This is a genomic window from Pararhodobacter marinus (genome assembly GCF_003122215.1).
Classification (GTDB): Bacteria; Pseudomonadota; Alphaproteobacteria; order Rhodobacterales; family Rhodobacteraceae; genus Pararhodobacter; species Pararhodobacter marinus.
In genome coordinates, this window is the sequence record NZ_QEYD01000003.1 from 36,774 (window position 1) to 55,906 (window position 19,133).

Sequence of the window (19,133 nt, forward strand, 5' to 3'; positions counted from 1 at the left end):
GCCCGGCGCGAAAAACGCCGGGCAGGAAAGCCTCAGATATTGGTGCAGGACCACGCGCCGTAATAGGTGCGCGACTGGGCGCAGGCGCGGTTGAACATCGCGCGGAACCAGTTGGTGTTGTTGTACCCGCTGAGCGGCGACGCCCCGCTGATCCGGATCGACCGGTTGGTATAGCCCCACGAGCTGACCGCGAAGACCACGTTGCGGTTCGAGTAGTAGGTCGCAATCGCGGGGTCTTCCTGCATGTAGCCGACATTGGCGATGTGCGGGCCACCCGAGGTGCCGCTCGAATGGCTGCTGCCATACACAAAGTCGACGCCGTTCAGGCTGGGCTGCGGCGGCAGCGGCTGGCCGATCACCGAGAGGTGCGCGCCCGAGGTCATGACGTCGCCGTCATAGAGGTTGCTGGGATAGCCGAACTGCGTCAGATGGAAGTAGTTCCGCGCGCAGTTCATGTAGCAGAAGCCCAGGTAACCCAGACGCCCGCCCGGCAGGTAGCCGTTGTAGTTCTGCGCGTAACGCGCATCACGCAGGCGGCCGCAGACCGCCAGGGCCACGTCGTAGCCGCCGTTCAGATCGCCTTCGCTGTACCAGCCCCAGGTGGTGTACATCATGCGGATGTCGCACACGCCGTAGAGATGCGAGTTGCCGTTATTCGCGTTGTAACCCGGCACGAAGAAGCCTTGCAGGTTCCAGCCCGACTGGTTGTTGCGCCCGCCGTCGAAGACGCAGTGACCGGCGGTCACGATGATCGCGCGGTGGATGAGCGAGGCCGAGCACGAATACCAGCTGCTGTCCGACGCCTGGAAGTAATATTTCCCGATCGAGCGATAGGGCCACTGGAAATATTGCGGCGGCACAAGCGCATCGCTGTAATGGTAAATGGTGTCGGCGTTCCCGATACCCGCATCGTCGGTGGACATCCCGCCCGAGGCGGCGACCGCGGCGTCCGCTTCGGCCTGAAGCTCGCGCAGGGCGCTTTCATCGACCATCATGCGGGTCGGAAGGCCGGCGAAGCCTTCGGCGATCATCGGATCGGCCAGCGGCGCTGCGGTGGCGGCGCGCATCGTGCGTCCGGTGGGCGCGGCGCGGTCGGCGGCAAACACCTGATCGGCGGGCTGAGCGATCGCCATGATCTCGGCCATCTGGGCCTGGCTCATGGTGGTCCGCATCATCGGCTGCTCGGGCGAGGCCATGATGCCTTGAGCAAGGGCGGGCATGGCCGAGAGAGCCATGCCGAGGGCAGCCGCCACGCTGAGCGCGCTCAATCGGCCAGGAAATCTGGTCTGGATAGTCATGGAGAAACTCCGATTTAGAAAACAACCCAAAGGGTTCTTGGCTATTCGTCTGGCTGAAAAGCCATGCTGAATGCGCGAAGATTAGACGCTTTGCGCTGCCCCATCAATCATAAGCTGATCACAAATTTCGGGATGGACCCGTTCACGGCCCTTGCTCTACTCTGCGCGCGAACGACAAAAGACGGCATCCGGGGCAGTGGGTTACATGGTTTCATCGGTGGATCGGGTGGGCGTTGTGGTCCGCACAAAGGACCGTCCCGGCTTCGTCGCGCGCGCGCTGACGAGCATTGCGGCGCAAAGCTATCGGGGCTGGAGGATCTGTCTGGTCAATGACGGCGGGGACGAGGCCGCGCTCGACGCAGCGTTGGGCGATTTCGTGCGTCCCCCCGCCTTTCGTTCGGGATCGGTGGTCCGGCTGGATCTGCCCGCATCGGTGGGCCGGGCCGAGGCGTTCAACCGGGGACTGCACGCGCTGGACACCGAATTCGTCTGTTGTCTCGACGATGACGATACCTGGGACGCGCATTTTCTGGACGAGCTTCTGGCGTTTTTCGACCGCACGCTGCCGCTCGCTCCCGATCTGGGTGGCGTGGCCGCGCTGGTGACGGCCATCCGCGAGGACATCGTGGTCGAGGACGGGGTCGAGACGATTCGCGCGCTGGGCGAAGAGGGGCTGCCCCATGCCTTCGGGCGCAAGGATTTCTTCGTCGATCCCGTGGCCTATACGACCTATCGCCACGACCTGTACCCGGTGCAGTGGATGCTGCGCCGCGACGCGGTGATCGAGGCGGGCGGCTTTCCCCCGGATTTCAACGTCATGGAGGACCGCGCCTTCATGACGATCTTCCTGCAATCGCGGCGGCTGGCCGTTCTGGACAAGAAGCTTGCCTTTCACCATCGCCGCGTGCGCCGCACCGACGATACCCAGCGCAGCGTGACGCTCAACACGCTCGACAACCCGTCCTATGACTGGCGGCTGTTCTCGGATCTGGCGAAGGTCGGACTGAACACGCCGCGCGCCGAGACCGGCGACGCGACCGCCTCCCCGGTTGCCACGGCCGCCCTGGTCCGGGCCGCCGCGGCGTCGGTCGTGCGCGAGCTCAACGACGAAACCAGCGCGCTCTGGCACAAGCTCGACGGCACGCGGTCAGGCATCGAGGCGCGGCTTTCGCGGCTGGAAACGGCGCTGCAGGGCGGTGCGGGCGGGCACGAGGTCGATATCCAGGCCGAGGAACGCTTGTGGTCGCTCTGGCCCGCCGTCGGCTCCTCGCCCATCGGCTACACTTTGGGCGCGGGCACCCCGTTTCTCGACCGTTTCGCGTTGTCGATGGCCGAGACCCCGGCAGGACTGCTGTTCCATGCCGATCCCGGCACCCAGCGCGCCATCCTGCAGATTCCCGATACGCGCGACTGGACGGCGCTGGAAATGTCGCTCGAAGGTTGGCTGGGGGCAAAGGCCGACCCCACGCTTTCGGGGATCCGCGCCGACCTGATCGTGTCCGACCTGCAGGGCTGTCTTTTCGAAACCGCGCTCTCGGTCGAAACCCGCGACCGGCTGGGCCGGCGCAGCCATGCCTTCTCCGACGGGCATGTCCATGCCTGCCAGCCCGGCGGCGCGGTGCAGGTCACGCGGTATTTCGACGCCTCGGCGGTGGGTCCCGCAGCCAGCGCCAAATTGTCCATCGCCCTGCCCCGTCAGGCGCGCAACTTCCGGCTGATGATCCACGATCTGGTGATCAGCCGCTTGCCATAGGATCCGCGCCCGATGTTCGACGACGACCCGACCGAGCTGGCGGTGCGCGGTGAAACCGGGATTGACCTGTTCACCCGGATCTCCGACCCCAACCACCGCCGCGCGCGCTTTCGCTGCATCGCCATCCTGTCCGACGATGGCCGGTTCGAGCCCCTCGATCCCGCCGCAGGGAAACAGGAAAAAGCGCTGACGGCGCTGGCGCAGGGGATCGGCGCCCTGACCTGCGCGGCGCCCTTTTCGCTGACCGATCCGCAGGGTTGGCCACGGGCGGCGGCGGGCGACCCGCTGCGGCTGTTTCTCTATACCGAATTCTTCCGCGCGTGGCAGGTGGCCGATCTGGCCGCAACCCGCTTCGAGGCCCGGCTCACACGCGATCCCGAGAGCCTGCCGCCAGAGCCCGGAACACTGGCCAGTTCGGTGGCACCGGTGCTCGATTTCAACCGCATCGCGCTGGGCATGTCGATCGCCCGGCTCTGCCAGCCGGTATTGGCGACGCGTGTGCAATCCCCCGCCTTTCGGGATGACAGCCATGGCGGAACCGGCTACGCCTTGCGGATGCTCGGAGATCTATGCCTGCGCGGTGGCGACCCCGCCCTTGCCCTGTCCTGTTTCGAAACCTCCGTCGCGGCGGGCGACAACCCGTTCCGCCGGCGCAAGGCGATCGAGGCCGCGCGGCTCGCCCGAGACCGCGCCGCGATCGAACGCCATCGCGCGGCCTATCAGTTGCGCTGGCAATTGCCCGCGGACCTTGCGCAGGCGGAGGACCCGGCATGACCCGCGAAAACGTCGCCGACATCCTGTGCATCGGCGCACAGCGCGCGATGACGACCTGGCTGCATCAATGCCTGTCCGCGCATCCGGGGGTCTGGAGCTTTCCCAATTTCCACCCGATCACCGCGCATACCAAGGAAGCGCATTACTGGGACTGGAACCACCATCGCGGGCCGGACTGGTACCGCGTGACGATGCGACCGCTCGTGGCCGGCAAGAAAAGTGTCGATATCACCCCGGAATACGCCTTTCTGAACGAAGCGCAGCTGACCGAGTGCAAGCATCTCAACCCCGGTGCGCGGGTGATCTACATCCTGCGCGATCCGTTGGCGCGGGCGGTCTCGGGGTTGCGGATGCACACGGTCTGGGCCACCAAACACGCCGCCGCCGATGAAGCGCGGCTCGATTACGACCAGCATTTCCTTGCCCGCTGCAAGAACGCGCGGCTGTGGGATCACGGCGCCTATGCCAGGAATATCGCCCGCTGGAAGCGGCATTATCCCGACATGCTGATCCTGAATTACGAGGATCTGCGCGCCGATCCGCTGGCCGGGCTGCGGCTTGTACTCGACCATTGCGGGCTGAGCTGGGACGCGCTGTCGGGAAGCCTGCGCGAAACGCTGGCCGAACGCGCCGGGCGCCGGGTCTGGGAAACGCCCGCCTATCCCCTGTCGCGCGATTGCCTCGATTTCCTGCACGGCGCGATGTGGCCCATGCGCGAGGCGTTGGAGAAAGACACCGGCATCACCTTCACCGAGGGCGAGGCGATCCTTCGCGCGCGAGAGGAGAGCCCGGCATGACCCGCGAAAACGTGACGGACATCCTGTGCATCGGCTGCCAGAAGGGCTCGACCAGCTGGCTGCATTCGGTGGTCAGCACCCATCCGCGCACCCACGCCTTCCCGGACAGCCGGCCTCAGACCTCGACCGACAAGGAGGCGCATTTCTGGGACTGGAACCACAAGCGCGGCGTCGATTGGTATCGGACGCTGATGACGCCCGCCGATCCGGGCAAGCTGTCGATGGATTTCACGCCGGAATACGCCTTCCTCACGCCCGCCCAGATCGCCGAATGCAAGGCGCTCAGTCCCAGCGCCAAGGTGTTCTATATCCTGCGCGATCCGCTCGCGCGGGCGGTGTCGGCGATCCGGATGCACATGCTGTGGCGCTTCGGCAAAGATCACGATCAGCCCTTGCGGTTGGACGACACGCTGTTGTCCCTCGTGCGCGACGCACGGCTGGGTCTGCATGGCGACTTCACCGGCAACCTGGCCCGCTGGCGCGCGGCCTATCCCGACCTGCTTTTGCTGAACTACGAGGATTTTCATACCGACCGCGAAGGCAGCGTCGCGCGCATCTTCGCGCATCTGGATCTGGATATCGCCGAGGCCAATCAGGGACGGCTGTCGCGGCTGATGGGCTCGCGCGTCTGGGCGTCCGAGCAATTTCCCATCGAGCGCGACGCGCTGATGTTCCTTCAGGGCCTGACCTACCGCTTCCGCCTGGCCTGCGAGGCCGAGCTGGACATGCGCTTTGCCGAAGGCGAGCGTCTGCTCGGCGGCTAGGGATGCCAGCGCTGGCGCAACAGATGTGGACGGCGCCGCTGCCCGACCCGTCGGCGCCGGGCCGCGACCTGGTCGCGGGGCTTGCGCGGCTCGATTACGATGCGGCGCTGGCCGGGGCCGCGACGCTGGTGCGCATGGACCTGCCCGTCGATCTGGACCCGCTGCAAAAACGCTGGCCGGGTTCGGTCGACCTGGCGCGGCTTTCGGTCGAGGCCACGCGCGACGCCGGTCCGCTGGAAACGGTGGTCAAGCGGGCAAACCGGCGGCGGGCGGCGCTGGCCTGGGCGCATTGGTCGCTCGACGATCCCGACCGCGCGCTGGCCGCTGTCTCACGGCTCGACCCGGCGTCGCCCAGCCATGACGGCGATCTGGCCGCGCAGGCCGAGATCCGCATCCTGCTCGATCTGCCCGCCGATCCGCCGCCCGGCCCGCAGGGCGCGCGGCTGTCGCTGCTGCAGACATGGCGACGCGAGGGCGCGGCGGCGCTGGCGCGGCGCATGACGCTCGAATCCCCGGCGCTTCCCGCCCATCCGGGGCTGTGGTCGTGGCTGATCGACACCTTCGTGGCCGAGCGCGACTTCGACAGCGCGGGCGCGGCCTTCGCCCGGCTCGCCGCGCGCCAGCCCGATCACCCCGCCACCGCCGCTCAGCGCATCCGTCTGGCGCTGGAACAGGGGCGCACGGTCGAAGCGCGGCGCCTGCTTGACGCGCAGGTTGACGCGCAGGGGGCGCGGGACACGCCGTGGCTCTGGAGCGCGCAACGCCATATCCAACACCTGCGCTGTCTGCTCGATACGCTCTCGGCCGGGTCGCGGCCGGATTACGCGCCCGTCCTGGACCATGCCACGCGGGCGCTGCGGCTCTTTCCCCGCAACCGGGTTCTTCAGGGGCTGCACGTTCAGGCGCGCGAACTGGCGGATGACTGGGCGGCTCTGGCGCGCGATCTGGACTCCCACCCCGACGCCAGGATGGCCGCGCGCAGCCTGTTGCGGCTGGGCCTGCCCGAGGCCGCGCTTGCCCGGCTGGCGCCGCCCGATCCGGCGCTGCCCGACGACGCGCTGCGCACAAGGCTCAGGCGGGCCGAGACGCTTTTGCGGATGGGCCGCACGGATGCGGCGATGCAGGCGCTGGGCCCCGCCCCCGCTGCCATCCCGATGCGCGCCGAACACGCCTTCTGGCAGGCCGAGATCGCCGCCGCGTCGCGCGACCTCACCACCGCCCGCACGGTGCTGTCAGAAGCGCTGGACACAAGCCCCACGCGCATGGGTCTGCGGCTGACCGCGGCGCGGGTGGCGTTCCTGTCGGGCGACGCGCCGGGGGCACAGGATCAGCTCGATGCCTTCCGGGCCCTGAAAACCGCCGAGCTGGGCATGGATCCCGGCCTCGATCTGCGCGACCGGATCGTCGCCGACGCGCTCGGCGCAGCACCCGGCCCGGCGCAGGCGGCGCTGGGCTTTGCCTGCGCCGTTCCCGCTTTTATCCCGCTTGCCGACAGCCCCATCCCGGAGCGCGTCGCGCATTACTGGGAGGGACCGCGCTCCTCCGCCATTACGCGCAGCCTTGCCGCTTGGGCCGCGCTCTGCCCGCAACGCTTGTTCGATGCCGAAAGCGCACGCGACTGGCTGGAACGCAATACCGCGCTGGCCCCGCTTTTCGACCGCCTGCCCGACCCCGCCACCCGCGCTGACCTGTTCCGCCTTGCGCTGCTGGCCGCCGAAGGCGGGATCTTCGTGGATCTCGACGAATACCCGCGCGCGGGGCTGGCCGACTGGCTGGAGGGCGCGCGGCTCGTCCTGGTGATCGAGGAAGGCCACGCGACCATCGCCAACAACTTCCTGGCCGCCGAACCGGGGCTGCCCTTCATGGCAGGCCTGCGCGACCGCGTCGCCGCGACGCTGGCAGAAACGGAAACCCCCTATCCGTGGTGGCATTCCGGCCCCGCCCGGATCACGCAGGCCGCAGCCGGGCTTGTCGGGGCGCCCGGGATCCGCTTTCTGACGCAGCCCGATTACGAGACCCGCATCGCCACGAACCTGCCCTTCCCCCACAAGCGCAGCGCCGCGCATTGGCGGTGATCCGGACTGGACTCTGCGCCGCGCTCATGGCCCAATCGCGGCATGCAGAAACCTGACCTTTCCGGCGCCTACGCGCTCGACGGACCCGATTCCTGCCGGCGACTCTATGCCGACTGGGCCGATACCTATGATCAGGATTTCGCGCAGGACATGGATTACCGCCTGCCTGCCGAAGTCGCCGCCGCCTTCCTGCGCGCGCACCCGCCCGAGGGGCCGGTGCTGGATGTGGGCGCGGGGACCGGTCTGTTGACGGCGGCTTTGCGGGGGCTGGGCTTTCAGGGCGTGGTCGATGCGCTGGACCTTTCTGAAGAAATGCTGGCACGCGCCGGCCAGAAGGGCCTGTATCGTGACCTGATCGCCGCGGACGTGACAAAGCCCCTGCCCTGCGCGGGTTATGCCGGGATCGTCTGTTCGGGTACCTTCACGCATGGTCATGTCGGGACCGAGGCGCTGGCCCCTCTTCTGGCCGCAGCCCTGCCCGGCGCGCTTTTTGCCTTGTCCATCAACGACGTGGTCTGGCGCGACAAGGGCTTTGGCCCGGCCTTTGCCGCGCTTGGCGGGCAGATCACCGGGCTTGACCGCGCCGAAGTCGCGATCTACGGGCAGGCGGCGCAGGGCAAGGACCCTGCGCATGCCACCGACAAGGCCCAGATCGTGACGTTCCGCAAGGCATGACCTCACCCGACATTCTCTGCATCGGCTCTGTCCTGTGGGACATCATCGGCCGGACCGACGGCGCCCTGCGCGCGCGGGGCGACGTGGCCGGCCGCATCACCCGGATTCCGGGCGGGGTGGCGATGAACATCGCCATGACGCTGGCGCGTTTCGGGCTGAAACCCGCCGTGCTGACCGCCATCGGCGCGGACCCAGAAGGCGACGAACTCATCGCCGCCACCGATGCGCTGGGCGTGTCGACCGCCTATGTCTTCCGCACCGAGCTGCCCACCGACCGCTACATGGCGATCGAGGACGCCTCGGGCCTGATCGCCGCCATCGCCGATGCGCATTCGCTCGAGGCGGCGGGCGAGGCGATCCTGACCCCGCTGGCGGATGGCCGGCTGGGCCGCGCGCAGGCGCCGTGGCGCGGGCCCATCGCGCTGGACGGCAACCTGACCGCCGGGCTTCTGGAACAGATCGCCGCCTCGCCGCTTTTTGCCGAGGCCGATCTGCGCATCGCTCCCGCCTCGCCCGGCAAGGCCGAACGCCTGATCCCGGTCATGCGGCACGCCCGCGCCACGCTCTATGTGAACCGGCAGGAAGCGGGACTGATCACCGGCCGTGCCGCCGACACCGCGCTTGAAGCCGCACAGGCGCTGGTCGCGGCGGGCGCCGCGCGCGCGCTCGTTACCGACGGCGCCCGGCCCGCCGCCGATTGCGCCCGGGGGCTCGAGCCGCTCAGCCACCCCGCCCGCGCCGTGCAGGCCCGCCGCGTCACCGGCGCCGGCGACACCTTCATGGCCGCGCATCTTTTCGCAGAAACCCGCGGTGCCGACCGCCTGCAGGCGCTGACGCGCGCCCAGGATGCCGCCGCCGCCTATGTCGCCTACGAGGATTTCCACCCGTGACCCTGCCCCTCTCCTATTCGCCCGACGTCGCCGAAGCCCGCGCCAAGGGCCTGCCCCTCGTCGCGCTGGAATCGACGATCATCACCCACGGCATGCCCTTTCCGCAGAATGTCGAAACCGCCCGCGCGGTCGAGGCCGAGATCCGCGCCCAGGGCGCCGTGCCCGCAACGATCGCCATTCTGGATGGCACGATCCATGTCGGCCTGACCGACGCCCAGCTCGATCAGCTGGGACAGGCGCAGGACGTGATGAAACTCTCGCGCGCCGATCTGGCCGTGTGTCTTGCGCAGGGCAGGACCGGCGCCACCACCGTGGCCGCGACGATGATCTGCGCCCATCTCGCCGGGATTGCGGTCTTTGCCACCGGCGGCATCGGCGGCGTGCATCGCGGCGCCGAGGACAGCTTCGACATTTCCGCCGACCTGCAGGAGCTGTCGAAGACCCCCGTCACCGTGGTCGCGGCGGGCGCGAAGGCGATCCTCGACCTGCCCAAGACGCTCGAAGTGCTTGAAACGCTGGGCGTACCGGTGATCGCGGTCGGCCAGGACGAGCTGCCCGCCTTCTGGTCGCGCGCCTCGGGCCTGAAAGCGCCCTTGCGGATGGACGACCCCGCCGCCATCGCCAAATCCCATCGCCTGCGCGGCGCGCTGGGTCTGGCGGGCGGTCAGCTCGTCACCAACCCGATCCCGGTCGAGGCCGAGATTCCCCGCGCCGAGATCATGCCGGTGGTGGAAGAGGCGTTGAAGGCCGCCGCGGTGCAGGGCATCACCGCGAAAGAGGTCACACCCTTCCTGCTCTCCCGCCTGTTCGACGCGACCGAGGGCCGCTCGCTCGATGCCAACATCGCGCTGGTGCTCAACAATGCGCGTCTGGCCGCAAAAATCGCCCGCGAATTGGTCTGACATTCAGGCGGCCTTTCGGGGCATGAAGGTCTGACATCACGGCCCGGGGCACGGACCCTTGCGATCCGCCCCGCGCCCCCCTATCTGTGGGCTCGTGCTCTGTCCCAAGGCCGCCTCGCCATGTCGCCCTCCCCCCGTCCGCCCCGTCGCGGAATCTTCGCCTGGTTGCGAACCTCGTTCCTGACCGGGCTGGTCGTCGTGGCGCCCGCCGCGCTGACGATCTGGCTGATCACGGCCTTCGTCGAGTTCGTGGACAGCCGTGTCGTCCCGCTCATCCCGCTGCGCTATCTGCCCGAGCAGCTGGCGACGCTGGAAATCCCCGGCATCGGCGTCGTCATCGCCCTGCTCTTCGTGCTGATCGTGGGCTGGCTGGCCAAGGGTTTCATCGGCCGCTCGTTGATCTCCTGGGCCGAGGATATCGTCGCCCGCATGCCGGTGATCCGCTCGATCTACAACGCGATCAAGCAGATTGCCGAGACGATCTTCTCGCAATCGAACAATTCCTTCTCGCGCGCCTGCCTCGTCGAGTATCCCCGGCCGGGCCTCTGGGCCGTGGCCTTCGTGTCGACCGAAACCCGCGGCGAGGTCGCGACGAAGATCGGCGGCGAGGGGTTGATCTCGGTCTTCCTGCCGACGACGCCGAACCCGACCTCGGGCTTCCTGCTCTTCGTGCCCGAATCCGACGTCCGCATGCTCGACATGAGCGTCGAGGACGCGGCCAAGCTGATCATCTCGGCGGGCCTTGTGGCGCCCGATCCCGACAAGCCGGGACAGATCACCACCCGCCGCCGCCGGGCCTGAACGGCCCGCGCCTAGCGGAACATCGCCTGCAGATCCACCGTCGCCCGCTCGCCCAGATCGTCGCAATGGGCGCGCAGGAACCGGTCCGCAGCGTTGCGCCCGGCCTTGAACAGACGCTCCAGAAGCGCCGCGTTCGGCGCCATCTTGGTCCGCGCCGACAGCTCGCGCATCGTGTCGTCATCCGAGATGATATGCACCAGCACATCCTTCATCGCGCCGTGCTCGATCACGCCCTGCGCCAGCAGCCGCTTGACGAAGGCAATCGCGCGCAGATCGGACAGCAAGGCGGCGTTGAAGCTGATCTCGTTGATCCGGTTCAGGATTTCCTGCGACGTCTCGGGCACGACAGGCCGGTATAACGGGTTCAGCGAGACGATGACGATATCGTCGGGCAGCCCCTTGTCGTAGAGCGGGAACAAGGCGGGATTGGCCGAGTACCCCCCATCCCAATAGCTTTCGCCGTCGATTTCCACCGCGCGGAAAAAGGTCGGCAGACAGGCCGAGGCCATGATCGCCTGATGCGTCACCTCTGCCCCGCCGAAAACCCGCACCTTCCCGGTATGGGCATTCGTCGCGGCCACGTACAGCGCGGGCCCGCCCTCGGCGCAGACATTGTCGATATCGAGCGCGCGCACGGCGGGTTCCAGCGGATTGCCCCAGAACGGCGCCCAGTCATAGGGGCTGAACATCTGCGCGGCCAGGTCCACGGGCGTGAAGGGCAACAGGGCCTCGCTCACGCTGATCGCCATGTCGAGCGGATAGAAAAACGCCCGCGCCCAGTCGGATTGCGCGAAACCCGGCACCAGATCCGACGCGCCGCGCCCGACCGTGTCCCAAAGCGTGGCCAGCGTCTCGCGCGCGCCCTCGCGACCGCCCGCCGCGTAGCCCGCCTTGAAGGCCGCCCCGTTCAGCGCCCCCGCCGATGTCCCCGAGATCGCCGCGACATCCAGCCATTCCTCGTCCAGAAGCCGGTCCAGCACCCCCCAGGTCAGCGCACCATGCGCGCCGCCCCCCTGCAGGGCCAGGTTGATCCGCTTCGTCTTGCGCGCCTTGGCAGCCATGGGGGGCTCCTCGTCTTTGTTCGAAAATATCCCGGGGGGCGGGCCGCAGGCCCGGCGGGGGGCAGCGCCCCCCCGAGGCGGCGAAGGGGGGCTCGATGCCCCCCTTCGCCGCCGCCCCTTCAACTGGCGATCACATCGCCGTCCAGCCGCCATCGACGCTGATCGTCGTGCCGGTGATCTGCTTGGCCGCGTCGGTGCACAGGAACAGCGCGGTGCCGCCGATTTCTTCGGTCGTGGCGAATTCCTTCGACGGCTGGCGGTCCAGCATGACCTCGCGGATCACCGTCTCGCGGTCCATGTCGTGGGTCTTCATCTGGTCGGGGATCTGCGCTTCGACCAGCGGCGTCAGCACATAGCCCGGGCAGATCGCGTTGGCGGTCACGCCCTTGCCCGCCGCTTCCAGCGCGGTGACCTTGGTAAAGCCCACCACGCCGTGCTTGGCGGCGACATAGGCGCCCTTGTAGGGCGAGGCGCGCAGCCCGTGCGCCGAGGCGATGTTGATGATCCGGCCCCAGCCCTTGTCATACATCCCCGGCAGCGCGGCGGCCGTGGTGTGAAACGCCGAGGACATGTTGATCGCGATGATCGCGTTCCATTTCTCGACCGGGAAGTCCTCGATCTTCGCCACGTGCTGGATGCCGGCATTGTTGACCAGGATGTCGCAGCCGCCTGCCTTCTCGATCAGCGCGCGGCATTCCTCCGGCTTCGACATATCGGCCTTGATATAGGTGACCGAAACGCCGTATTGGGCAGCAAGGTCCGCAGCCTGTTTGTGATCGTCTTCCGTATCGGTGAATGAGTTCAGCACCACGTCGGCCCCGGCGGCGGCGAGCGCCACGGCGACCCCGTGGCCGATGCCCGACGTCGATCCGGTCACGATGGCCCGGCGTCCGCTCAGTGTTTTCTCGGTCATGGTACCCTCCTGGTAATCCGGCAGCGCACGATGCTGCACCTGCAACATAAGATGTTGCGACGCGATTACCAGAAATCCGTGACGCCAAAAAAAACGCCCGCACAAGGCGGGCGTCAGTCGTTGAGGCAGGTTTCATACAGGCAAGAAACCTATCGAGCAGTGAGTTACTTATAGCGCTTTGTTCAGATCGTTCCAAGTGTAAAGTTTACAGGCACCTAGCGGGTGCTTTACCCCGTCAGGGCCGCCATGCGCCCCTTGCAGACGGACGGTGCGACGAAAGGAAAACCCCGACCATGCCCCGATTCAGCCCCCGGAAATGCCGCTATTTCGCGATCGCGGCACTCATCGCGACGCTGGGCGGAGGGGCCGGTGCCGGGGCGCAGGAGGGTCCGCAACATGGCATCGCTATGTACGGAGAGCCTGCGCTGCCACAAGATTTCGTGTCCCTGCCCTATGCCAATCCCGATGCGCCGCAGGGCGGACGATTCGTTTTCGCCGAAGTGGGCAGCTTCGATTCGCTCAATCCGTTCATCCTGCGCGGCTCGGCGCCCTGGGGAGTCAACCTGTTGACGGTTCAGAGTCTTCTGGGCCGCTCTTACGACGAACCCTTTACCCTTTACGCCGTTCTCGCCGAAAGCGTCGAGACTGATTCGGCCCGCTCCTTCGTCGAGTTCACGCTGCGCGAGGGCGCACGCTTTTCGGATGGCAGTCCGGTCACGCTCGAAGATGTGATCTGGTCTTTCGAGACGATGGGCACCGAGGGCCACCCCCGCTACCGCAATGCCTGGACAAAGATCGAATCGATGGAGCGGGTTGGCGAACGGAGCTTGCGTTTCACCTTCACCGAACCCGACCGCGAATTGCCGCTGATCCTGGGCCTTCGGCCCATCGTGCAGCGCGCTCAATTCGACGTGAGCGCGGGTGGGCGGCCTTTCGCCGACAGCTCGCTCGAACCCGTGATCGGCTCGGGCCCCTACCGGGTCAGCACGGTCGATCCGGGCCGCTCGGTCACCTTCACCCGCGTCGAGGACTGGTGGGCAGAGGATCTTCCCTTCTATGCCGGTCAGCACAACGCGCAGGAAATCCGCTACGAGTATTACAGCGACCTCGCCGTCGCCTTCGAGGGGTTCAAGGCCGGTCTGATCTCGGTCTGGCGCGAGCCCAACGCCGCGCGCTGGAACGACAGCTACGATTTCCCGGCGATGAATGACGGGCGGATGCGCCAGGTCGAGATCCCGCATCAGCGGCCTTCGGGCATGTCGGGGCTGTGGTTCAACACCCGCCGCGCGCCCTTTGACGACTGGCGCGTGCGCGAGGCGCTGCTGCTGGCGTTCGATTTCGAACGGATCAACACGCTCGTCACCGGGGGCGCCGAGCCACGCATCGCGTCCTATTTCGGCAATTCCGTTCTGGGAATGCGCCCCGGCGCGGCCGAGGGGCGCGTGGCCGATCTGCTGGCGCCTTTCGCGGACGACCTGGCGCCCGGCGCCTTGTCGGGCGAGGTTCTTCCCGACAGCGACGGGCGCAACGCCCGGCGCAACCGCCGCACCGCGCTGCGCCTTCTGGCCGAGGCCGGCTGGCAGCCCGATGCGCAGGGCCAGATCCGCAACGCAGAGGGCGCGCCGCTGGCCTTCGAGATCCTGCTGCTTCAGGGCCAGTCCGAGATCCAGTCGAGCGTCGCCGCCTATGTCGAGGATCTGCGCCGGCTGGGGATCGAGGCGCGGATGAACGTCATCGACTCGGCGCAATACGTTCAGCGCACGAATGCCTATGATTTCGACATGACCCATTCGCTGCGGCTGATGTCGCTGTCGCCGGGCAACGAGCAATATCTCTACTGGGGCGCCGAGGGCGTCGAGCAGCCCGGCACGCGCAACCTGGCCGGGGTGCACGATCCGGCGGTCGAGGCGATGATCGGCGCCATGCTGACCGCGCAGTCGGACGAGGATTTCACCGCCGCCGTGCGCGCGCTCGACCGGGTGCTGATGGCCGGGCGCTACGCGATCCCGCTCTGGTTCTCGCCGGTCAGCCGCATGGCGATCGACGCAAACTTGCACTTCCCCGAGACTTTGCCGATATACGGGGACTGGACCGGCTTTCTGCCCGAAACTTGGTGGTATCAGGAATGAAACGCGCTTTCGGACCCGCCCTTTTGCTTGCCCTCGCCCTGTCCGCGCTTGGCGCGTGCAACACGATCGAAGGCGTCGGACAGGACATTTCGGGCGGCGCGAACGTGGTGCGGGGCTGGTTCTACTGAACCCGGCCCGCCCTCGGCCCTATTCCAGCGACGTGACCCACAGGATGGTCGCGTCTTCGGGGCTGAGGCTGATCACGTTGTGCCCCATGGACGCATCGTAATAGGCGCTGTCGCCGCGTTTCATGTCGATGGGCGCGTAGAATTCCGTGAACAGCCGGATCTGCCCGGTCAGCACGTACAGGAATTCCTCGCCGTCATGGCGCACCCAGCCGTCGAAATCGTCGAAGCTGCGGGCATGGATGGTGGCGCGGTAGGGCAGCATCGCCTTGCGCGTCAGCGCGCCCGCCAGCAGCTCGTGCTCGTAGGTCGTGGTGACATGCGCCTCGCCCTCGCCCGCGCGGGTCGTGGTCATCCGGCCACCGGGCGCGCTGTTTCGGGGCGGCGTGAAGAGCTGCGGCACGGTGATGCCCAGACCCTCGGCCAGTTTCTTCAGCCCGTCATAGGTGGGCGACATCTGCCCGTTTTCGATCTTCGACAGCGTCGAGCGTGCCAACCCCGCCGCCTGCGCCGCCTGTTCCAGCGTCCAGCCGCGCTCTTTGCGCAGGGTGCGCACGCGGTCGGCCAGATCGATCGGCGCGGCCAGGGCCTCTTCGCCATCGGAACGGGCAATGCGGATAATGCTGGGATTGGACAGGTCGCTCATCGGATTTTCGCTGCGAGGGAAGGCAGGACGCTCTTTTGCGCCATCCCGCCGGGCTTGTCGAGGCTTGGCACTCCCCGCCCCGCCCTGCGCCGCGCCCCTGCGGCAAGGCAGAGCCCGCGCCGGGGCACTCCGCCCTTGCTCTTGCGGCGCGGTCGGATTAGCTGAAATTCATGCACGCGTTAATCGAATCCGCGCCCTTCCCGCCCTGCCCCGCGCCGTTCAACCTGGCCGCCTATGTTCTGGAACAGGGGCGGACGACCCCCGACAAGATCGCGCTGCAGATCCTGCGCCTGACGGGGGCCGAGCGCTGGTCATACCGCGCGCTGGAAGAGGCGGTGCGCGGCATCGGTACCGGGTTGCTGCAATCGGGCCTGACGCCCGGCGACCGCGTGCTGCTACGACTGGACAACAGCGTCGATTTCCCGCTGGCGTTCCTGGGCGCCTGCGCCGTGGGGCTGGTGCCGATGCCGACCTCGTCTCAGCTGACCGCGCCCGAGATCACCGCCATGGCCGAACAGGTCAGCCCCGCCGCGATCATCGCCGCGCCTGGTATCGCGCTGCCCGACGGAGACAGGCCGATCCTCACAACCGAGACCCTGCACGGCTTTCGCGCGCTTGCGCCTTGCGACTGGCAGATGGGCGACCCGGACAGGGTGGCTTACCTTGTCTTCACCTCGGGCACCTCGGGCAAGCCGCGCGCGGTGATGCATGCCCATCGCGCGGTCTGGGCGCGGCGGATGATGTGGGACGGCTGGTACGGGCTCAGACCCGATGACCGGCTATTGCACGCGGGCGCGTTCAACTGGACCTACACGCTGGGCACCGGGCTGATGGATCCCTGGGCCATCGGCGCCACCGCCCTGATCCCGGCGGCGGGTGTAGAGCTGACGCAACTGCCGCTGCTGCTGAAGCGCTTCGACACGACGATTTTCGCCGCCGCGCCGGGCGTCTACCGGCAGATGCTGCGCCAGCCCATGGCACCGATGCCGCGCCTGCGCCACGGGCTGTCGGCGGGCGAAAAATTGCCCGACGAAACCCGCGCGCGGTGGGAGCAGGCCACCGGAACGCCGGTCTACGAGGCGCTCGGCATGTCCGAAGTGTCGACCTATGTGTCGGCTTCGCCCGCGCGGCCCTCGTCAGGTGGGGCCTCGGGCTATCCGCAACCCGGGCGCAGCGTCGCGGTGCTGGGCGAGGACGGCCAGCCTGCCTTGCGGGGCGAGCCGGGCGTGATGGCGGTGGCACGCAGCGATCCGGGCCTGTTCCTGGGCTATTGGGGCCAGCCCGAGGAGACAGCGGCGACATTCAGCGGGTCCTGGTTCGTCACCGGCGACACGGTACGCATGGACGACGACGGCGCCATCCATTATCTGGGCCGCGACGACGACATGATGAACGCGGGCGGCTACCGCGTCTCGCCGCTCGAGGTCGAAAGCGCCATGAACACCCATCCCGCGATCCGCGAATGCGCGGCGGTCGAGGCGCGCGTCAATGCGACGACAAGTGTCGTGGCGCTGTATTTCGTGCCCGAAGGCGAGGCGCCCGAAACCGCCGCGCTTGAAGAGCATGCGCGCCGCAGCCTTGCCCGCTACAAGCAGCCGCGCCAGTTCATCGCCATCGACGCCCTGCCCAAGGGCGCCAACAACAAGATCAACCGCCGCGCGCTGCGGCAAGGAAACGTGACCGCATGAGCACGAAACTCGACATCTTCTCCGACCCCGTCTGCCCGTGGTGCTATATCGGCAAGGCCCGGCTCGACCGCGCGATGGAGCAGCGCCCCGATCATCCTCTGGTGATCGAATGGCACCCCTACATGCTGAACCCGACGATGCCGCCCGAAGGCATGGACCGGCGCGAATACCTGCAGGCCAAGTTCGGCCCGCCCGACGAGGTCGTGCGCGTCCATGTCCCCATCGTCGAGGCCTGCCAGGAGCTGGGCCTGCCGTTCGAGCTGGAAAAGATGCACTATCAGCCCTCGACGCTGAACGCGCACCGGCTGATCCACTGGGCGGGCCTCGAAGGGCGTCAGAGCGCCGTGGTCAACGGGCTTTTCCGTGCCAATTTCGCCGAAGGCCGCGATATCGGCGACCGCGACACGCTGCTCGACATCGCGGAAAAGGCCGGTCTGGACCGCGCCATGATCGCACGGCTTCTCGACAGCGAGGCCGACGTGACCGAGATCCGCGCCCGGGACGCTGAGATCCGTGAACGCGGGCTGCGCGGCGTGCCCGGTTTCCTTCTGGGTCGGCAATACGTCATCAACGGCGCCCAGCCGGTCGAGACATGGCTCGACATCATCGACCAGCTGACGGCGGCCTCTCGGTGACGGGGCCTTCGAAACCGCTTTCGTTTGCGGAATTCATCGCGCTTCTGGCGCTGCTCATGGCCACCGTCGCCTATTCGGTCGACGCGATGCTGCCGCTTATCGGCATCATCGGAGACGAGCTGTCCCCGCAATCGCCCGAAAGCGCGCAGCTTGTCATCACCGTCTTCATGGTGGGGCTGGGCATGGGCACCTTCGTCATGGGGCCGCTTTCCGACGCGTTCGGGCGAAAGTCCGTCATTCTGGGCGGCACGCTGCTTTACATGACCGCCGCCGGGATCGCCGCCGTGTCGGGCGACCTGACGACGCTTCTGATCACGCGCTTCCTGCACGGCTTCGGCGCCGCCGCGCCGCGCATCGTCGCGCAGGCCATGGTGCGCGACCTCTATTCGGGCCGGATGATGGCGCGGGTGATTTCCTTCGGCATGACCGTGTTCACGCTGTTTCCCGCCGTCGCGCCGTTCATGGGGGCCGAGCTGGCCGAGCTGTTCCATTGGCGCGCGATCTTCTGGAGCTTCGTGGTCTTCGGCTTTGTCACCATCCTGTGGCTGGGCCTGCGCCAGCCCGAAACACTGGCGCCCGAGAACCGTCGCAAACTGGCCGTGGGGCCGCTCTGGGAGGCGCTGAAAACCGTCCTGGCGCATCCGCGCGTGCGGCTTTGCCTGATGGCGCTGACCTTCAACTTCTCGACCATGCTGACATGGCTCAGCTCGGTCGCGCGCATCTTCGACGAAAGCTTCGGCCGGCTCGATCAATTCCCCGTCTGGTTCGCGATGGTCGCGCTGGTCTCGGCGCCCGCCAGCCTGATCAATGCCCGCGTGGTGGTCAAACTGGGGATGCGGCGGATGGTCGGCACGGCGTTGAGCGTGCAGATCGTCGTCATCACCGCGACGCTGCTGGTCTTCGCGCTGAACCTGCCCTTTGCCGGCTTCGCATTCTTCATGCTGTTCATGTTCACCCAGTTCTTCGCCATCGGCTTCCTGGTGGGCAACCTGAACGCTTTGGCGCTGGAACCGATGGGCCATGTCGCGGGCATGGCGGCATCGGTCATCGGCGGGGTCTCGACGGTGCTGTCCGCGCTGATCGCCACCGCGCTGGCGACCCTGGGCGACGGCACCCCGGTGCCCTTGGCGGCTGGGGTGTTGTTCTGCATCCTCTGCGCCTCGGGGTTCATGCTCTGGGCCCGTCGGTTCAGCGAGGATTGAGGCAC

General features: G+C 67.5%; 18 protein-coding genes. 14 read left to right on the forward strand and 4 right to left on the reverse strand.

Annotation, left to right across the window (positions count from 1 at the left end; translation table 11 throughout):
• Window positions 1-32 precede the first annotated feature (32 nt).
• Window positions 33-1,298, reverse strand: a complete 1,266-nt coding sequence (locus tag C4N9_RS05165) for a trypsin-like serine peptidase (RefSeq protein WP_146195120.1) — start codon at window positions 1,296-1,298, stop codon at window positions 33-35.
• Between the two features lie 235 nt (window positions 1,299-1,533).
• On the opposite strand from C4N9_RS05165, the gene C4N9_RS05170 reads away from it, so the two are divergent.
• The 9 genes from C4N9_RS05170 to C4N9_RS05205 all read left to right on the forward strand — a co-directional run bounded on the left by C4N9_RS05170 (window position 1,534) and on the right by C4N9_RS05205 (window position 10,729).
• Window positions 1,534-3,051 carry a glycosyltransferase family 2 protein gene (locus C4N9_RS05170; RefSeq protein ID WP_168192125.1) on the forward strand — a complete coding sequence of 506 codons (1,518 nt, stop codon included), beginning with the start codon at window positions 1,534-1,536 and terminating at the stop codon, window positions 3,049-3,051.
• Window positions 3,052-3,063: 12 nt separating this feature from the next.
• A complete protein-coding gene (locus tag C4N9_RS21800) occupies window positions 3,064-3,825 on the forward strand; it encodes a hypothetical protein (RefSeq protein WP_168192126.1) in 762 nt (253 codons plus the stop codon).
• Window positions 3,822-4,622 carry a sulfotransferase family protein gene (locus tag C4N9_RS05175; protein WP_168192127.1) on the forward strand — a complete coding sequence of 267 codons (801 nt, stop codon included), beginning with the start codon at window positions 3,822-3,824 and terminating at the stop codon, window positions 4,620-4,622. Before C4N9_RS21800 ends, C4N9_RS05175 begins: the two co-directional genes overlap by 4 nt.
• The gene (locus C4N9_RS05180; protein ID WP_109532246.1) at window positions 4,619-5,386 is read left to right on the forward strand and encodes a sulfotransferase domain-containing protein; all 768 of its coding nucleotides are present in this window, start codon (window positions 4,619-4,621) and stop codon (window positions 5,384-5,386) included. The genes C4N9_RS05175 and C4N9_RS05180 overlap by 4 nt, the downstream gene beginning before the upstream one ends.
• 2 nt (window positions 5,387-5,388) lie before the next feature.
• Window positions 5,389-7,461, forward strand: a complete 2,073-nt coding sequence (locus tag C4N9_RS05185) for a tetratricopeptide repeat protein (RefSeq protein ID WP_109532247.1) — start codon at window positions 5,389-5,391, stop codon at window positions 7,459-7,461.
• Between the two features lie 42 nt (window positions 7,462-7,503).
• A complete protein-coding gene (locus C4N9_RS05190; RefSeq protein ID WP_109532248.1) occupies window positions 7,504-8,136 on the forward strand; it encodes a class I SAM-dependent DNA methyltransferase in 633 nt (210 codons plus the stop codon).
• On the forward strand, window positions 8,133-9,026 hold the full coding sequence (locus tag C4N9_RS05195; RefSeq protein ID WP_109532249.1) for a PfkB family carbohydrate kinase: 894 nt from the start codon (window positions 8,133-8,135) through the stop codon (window positions 9,024-9,026). Before C4N9_RS05190 ends, C4N9_RS05195 begins: the two co-directional genes overlap by 4 nt.
• The gene (locus C4N9_RS05200; protein WP_109532250.1) at window positions 9,023-9,928 is read left to right on the forward strand and encodes a pseudouridine-5'-phosphate glycosidase; all 906 of its coding nucleotides are present in this window, start codon (window positions 9,023-9,025) and stop codon (window positions 9,926-9,928) included. Before C4N9_RS05195 ends, C4N9_RS05200 begins: the two co-directional genes overlap by 4 nt.
• Before the next feature lie 120 nt (window positions 9,929-10,048).
• Window positions 10,049-10,729, forward strand: a complete 681-nt coding sequence (locus C4N9_RS05205) for a DUF502 domain-containing protein (protein WP_109532251.1) — start codon at window positions 10,049-10,051, stop codon at window positions 10,727-10,729.
• 11 nt (window positions 10,730-10,740) lie between these two features.
• Here the strand turns inward: C4N9_RS05205 and C4N9_RS05210 are convergent, their stop codons facing one another.
• Both C4N9_RS05210 and C4N9_RS05215 read right to left on the reverse strand, forming a co-directional pair.
• Window positions 10,741-11,790: a patatin-like phospholipase family protein gene (locus tag C4N9_RS05210; protein WP_109532252.1), complete on the reverse strand. Its 1,050-nt coding sequence runs from the start codon at window positions 11,788-11,790 to the stop codon at window positions 10,741-10,743.
• Between the two features lie 130 nt (window positions 11,791-11,920).
• The gene (locus C4N9_RS05215) at window positions 11,921-12,703 is read right to left on the reverse strand and encodes a 3-hydroxybutyrate dehydrogenase (protein ID WP_109532549.1); all 783 of its coding nucleotides are present in this window, start codon (window positions 12,701-12,703) and stop codon (window positions 11,921-11,923) included.
• A 293-nt stretch (window positions 12,704-12,996) separates the two neighbouring features.
• Between C4N9_RS05215 and C4N9_RS05220 the strand changes: the two genes are divergently transcribed.
• Together C4N9_RS05220 and C4N9_RS05225 are read left to right on the forward strand one after the other, a co-directional pair.
• Window positions 12,997-14,832 (forward strand): extracellular solute-binding protein, encoded by a 1,836-nt coding sequence (locus C4N9_RS05220; protein ID WP_425440796.1) that lies wholly within the window; start codon window positions 12,997-12,999, stop codon window positions 14,830-14,832.
• Window positions 14,829-14,960 (forward strand): entericidin EcnA/B family protein, encoded by a 132-nt coding sequence (locus C4N9_RS05225; RefSeq protein WP_109532253.1) that lies wholly within the window; start codon window positions 14,829-14,831, stop codon window positions 14,958-14,960. Before C4N9_RS05220 ends, C4N9_RS05225 begins: the two co-directional genes overlap by 4 nt.
• Window positions 14,961-14,979: 19 nt before the next feature.
• Here C4N9_RS05225 and C4N9_RS05230 read toward each other — a convergent pair whose 3' ends face one another.
• Complete coding sequence (locus C4N9_RS05230) at window positions 14,980-15,603, reverse strand: helix-turn-helix domain-containing protein (RefSeq protein WP_109532254.1); 624 nt, start codon at window positions 15,601-15,603, stop codon at window positions 14,980-14,982.
• A 170-nt stretch (window positions 15,604-15,773) separates the two neighbouring features.
• On the opposite strand from C4N9_RS05230, the gene C4N9_RS05235 reads away from it, so the two are divergent.
• The 3 genes from C4N9_RS05235 to C4N9_RS05245 are packed head-to-tail and all read left to right on the forward strand — an operon-like array spanning window position 15,774 to window position 19,128.
• On the forward strand, window positions 15,774-17,291 hold the full coding sequence (locus C4N9_RS05235; RefSeq protein ID WP_109532255.1) for a class I adenylate-forming enzyme family protein: 1,518 nt from the start codon (window positions 15,774-15,776) through the stop codon (window positions 17,289-17,291).
• A complete protein-coding gene (locus C4N9_RS05240; RefSeq protein ID WP_109532551.1) occupies window positions 17,288-17,926 on the forward strand; it encodes a DsbA family oxidoreductase in 639 nt (212 codons plus the stop codon). Before C4N9_RS05235 ends, C4N9_RS05240 begins: the two co-directional genes overlap by 4 nt.
• Window positions 17,884-19,128: a multidrug effflux MFS transporter gene (locus tag C4N9_RS05245; RefSeq protein ID WP_109532256.1), complete on the forward strand. Its 1,245-nt coding sequence runs from the start codon at window positions 17,884-17,886 to the stop codon at window positions 19,126-19,128. Before C4N9_RS05240 ends, C4N9_RS05245 begins: the two co-directional genes overlap by 43 nt.
• The last annotated feature ends 5 nt before the right edge of the window (window positions 19,129-19,133 follow it).

What these genes read in the sequence shown, in the direction of transcription:
- C4N9_RS05165 (WP_146195120.1), bottom strand. Translation starts at nt 1,298, where the DNA reads ATGACTATCCAGACCAGATTTCCTGGCCGATTGAGCGCGCTCAGCGTG.
- C4N9_RS21800 (WP_168192126.1), top strand. Translation starts at nt 3,064, where the DNA reads ATGTTCGACGACGACCCGACCGAGCTGGCGGTGCGCGGTGAAACCGGG.
- C4N9_RS05175 (WP_168192127.1), top strand. Translation starts at nt 3,822, where the DNA reads ATGACCCGCGAAAACGTCGCCGACATCCTGTGCATCGGCGCACAGCGC.
- C4N9_RS05180 (WP_109532246.1), top strand. Translation starts at nt 4,619, where the DNA reads ATGACCCGCGAAAACGTGACGGACATCCTGTGCATCGGCTGCCAGAAG.
- C4N9_RS05185 (WP_109532247.1), top strand. Translation starts at nt 5,389, where the DNA reads ATGCCAGCGCTGGCGCAACAGATGTGGACGGCGCCGCTGCCCGACCCG.
- C4N9_RS05190 (WP_109532248.1), top strand. Translation starts at nt 7,504, where the DNA reads ATGCAGAAACCTGACCTTTCCGGCGCCTACGCGCTCGACGGACCCGAT.
- C4N9_RS05195 (WP_109532249.1), top strand. Translation starts at nt 8,133, where the DNA reads ATGACCTCACCCGACATTCTCTGCATCGGCTCTGTCCTGTGGGACATC.
- C4N9_RS05205 (WP_109532251.1), top strand. Translation starts at nt 10,049, where the DNA reads ATGTCGCCCTCCCCCCGTCCGCCCCGTCGCGGAATCTTCGCCTGGTTG.
- C4N9_RS05210 (WP_109532252.1), bottom strand. Translation starts at nt 11,790, where the DNA reads ATGGCTGCCAAGGCGCGCAAGACGAAGCGGATCAACCTGGCCCTGCAG.
- C4N9_RS05215 (WP_109532549.1), bottom strand. Translation starts at nt 12,703, where the DNA reads ATGACCGAGAAAACACTGAGCGGACGCCGGGCCATCGTGACCGGATCG.
- C4N9_RS05220 (WP_425440796.1), top strand. Translation starts at nt 12,997, where the DNA reads ATGCCCCGATTCAGCCCCCGGAAATGCCGCTATTTCGCGATCGCGGCA.
- C4N9_RS05225 (WP_109532253.1), top strand. Translation starts at nt 14,829, where the DNA reads ATGAAACGCGCTTTCGGACCCGCCCTTTTGCTTGCCCTCGCCCTGTCC.
- C4N9_RS05230 (WP_109532254.1), bottom strand. Translation starts at nt 15,603, where the DNA reads ATGAGCGACCTGTCCAATCCCAGCATTATCCGCATTGCCCGTTCCGAT.
- C4N9_RS05235 (WP_109532255.1), top strand. Translation starts at nt 15,774, where the DNA reads ATGCACGCGTTAATCGAATCCGCGCCCTTCCCGCCCTGCCCCGCGCCG.
- C4N9_RS05240 (WP_109532551.1), top strand. Translation starts at nt 17,288, where the DNA reads ATGAGCACGAAACTCGACATCTTCTCCGACCCCGTCTGCCCGTGGTGC.
- C4N9_RS05245 (WP_109532256.1), top strand. Translation starts at nt 17,884, where the DNA reads ATGGCTCGACATCATCGACCAGCTGACGGCGGCCTCTCGGTGACGGGG.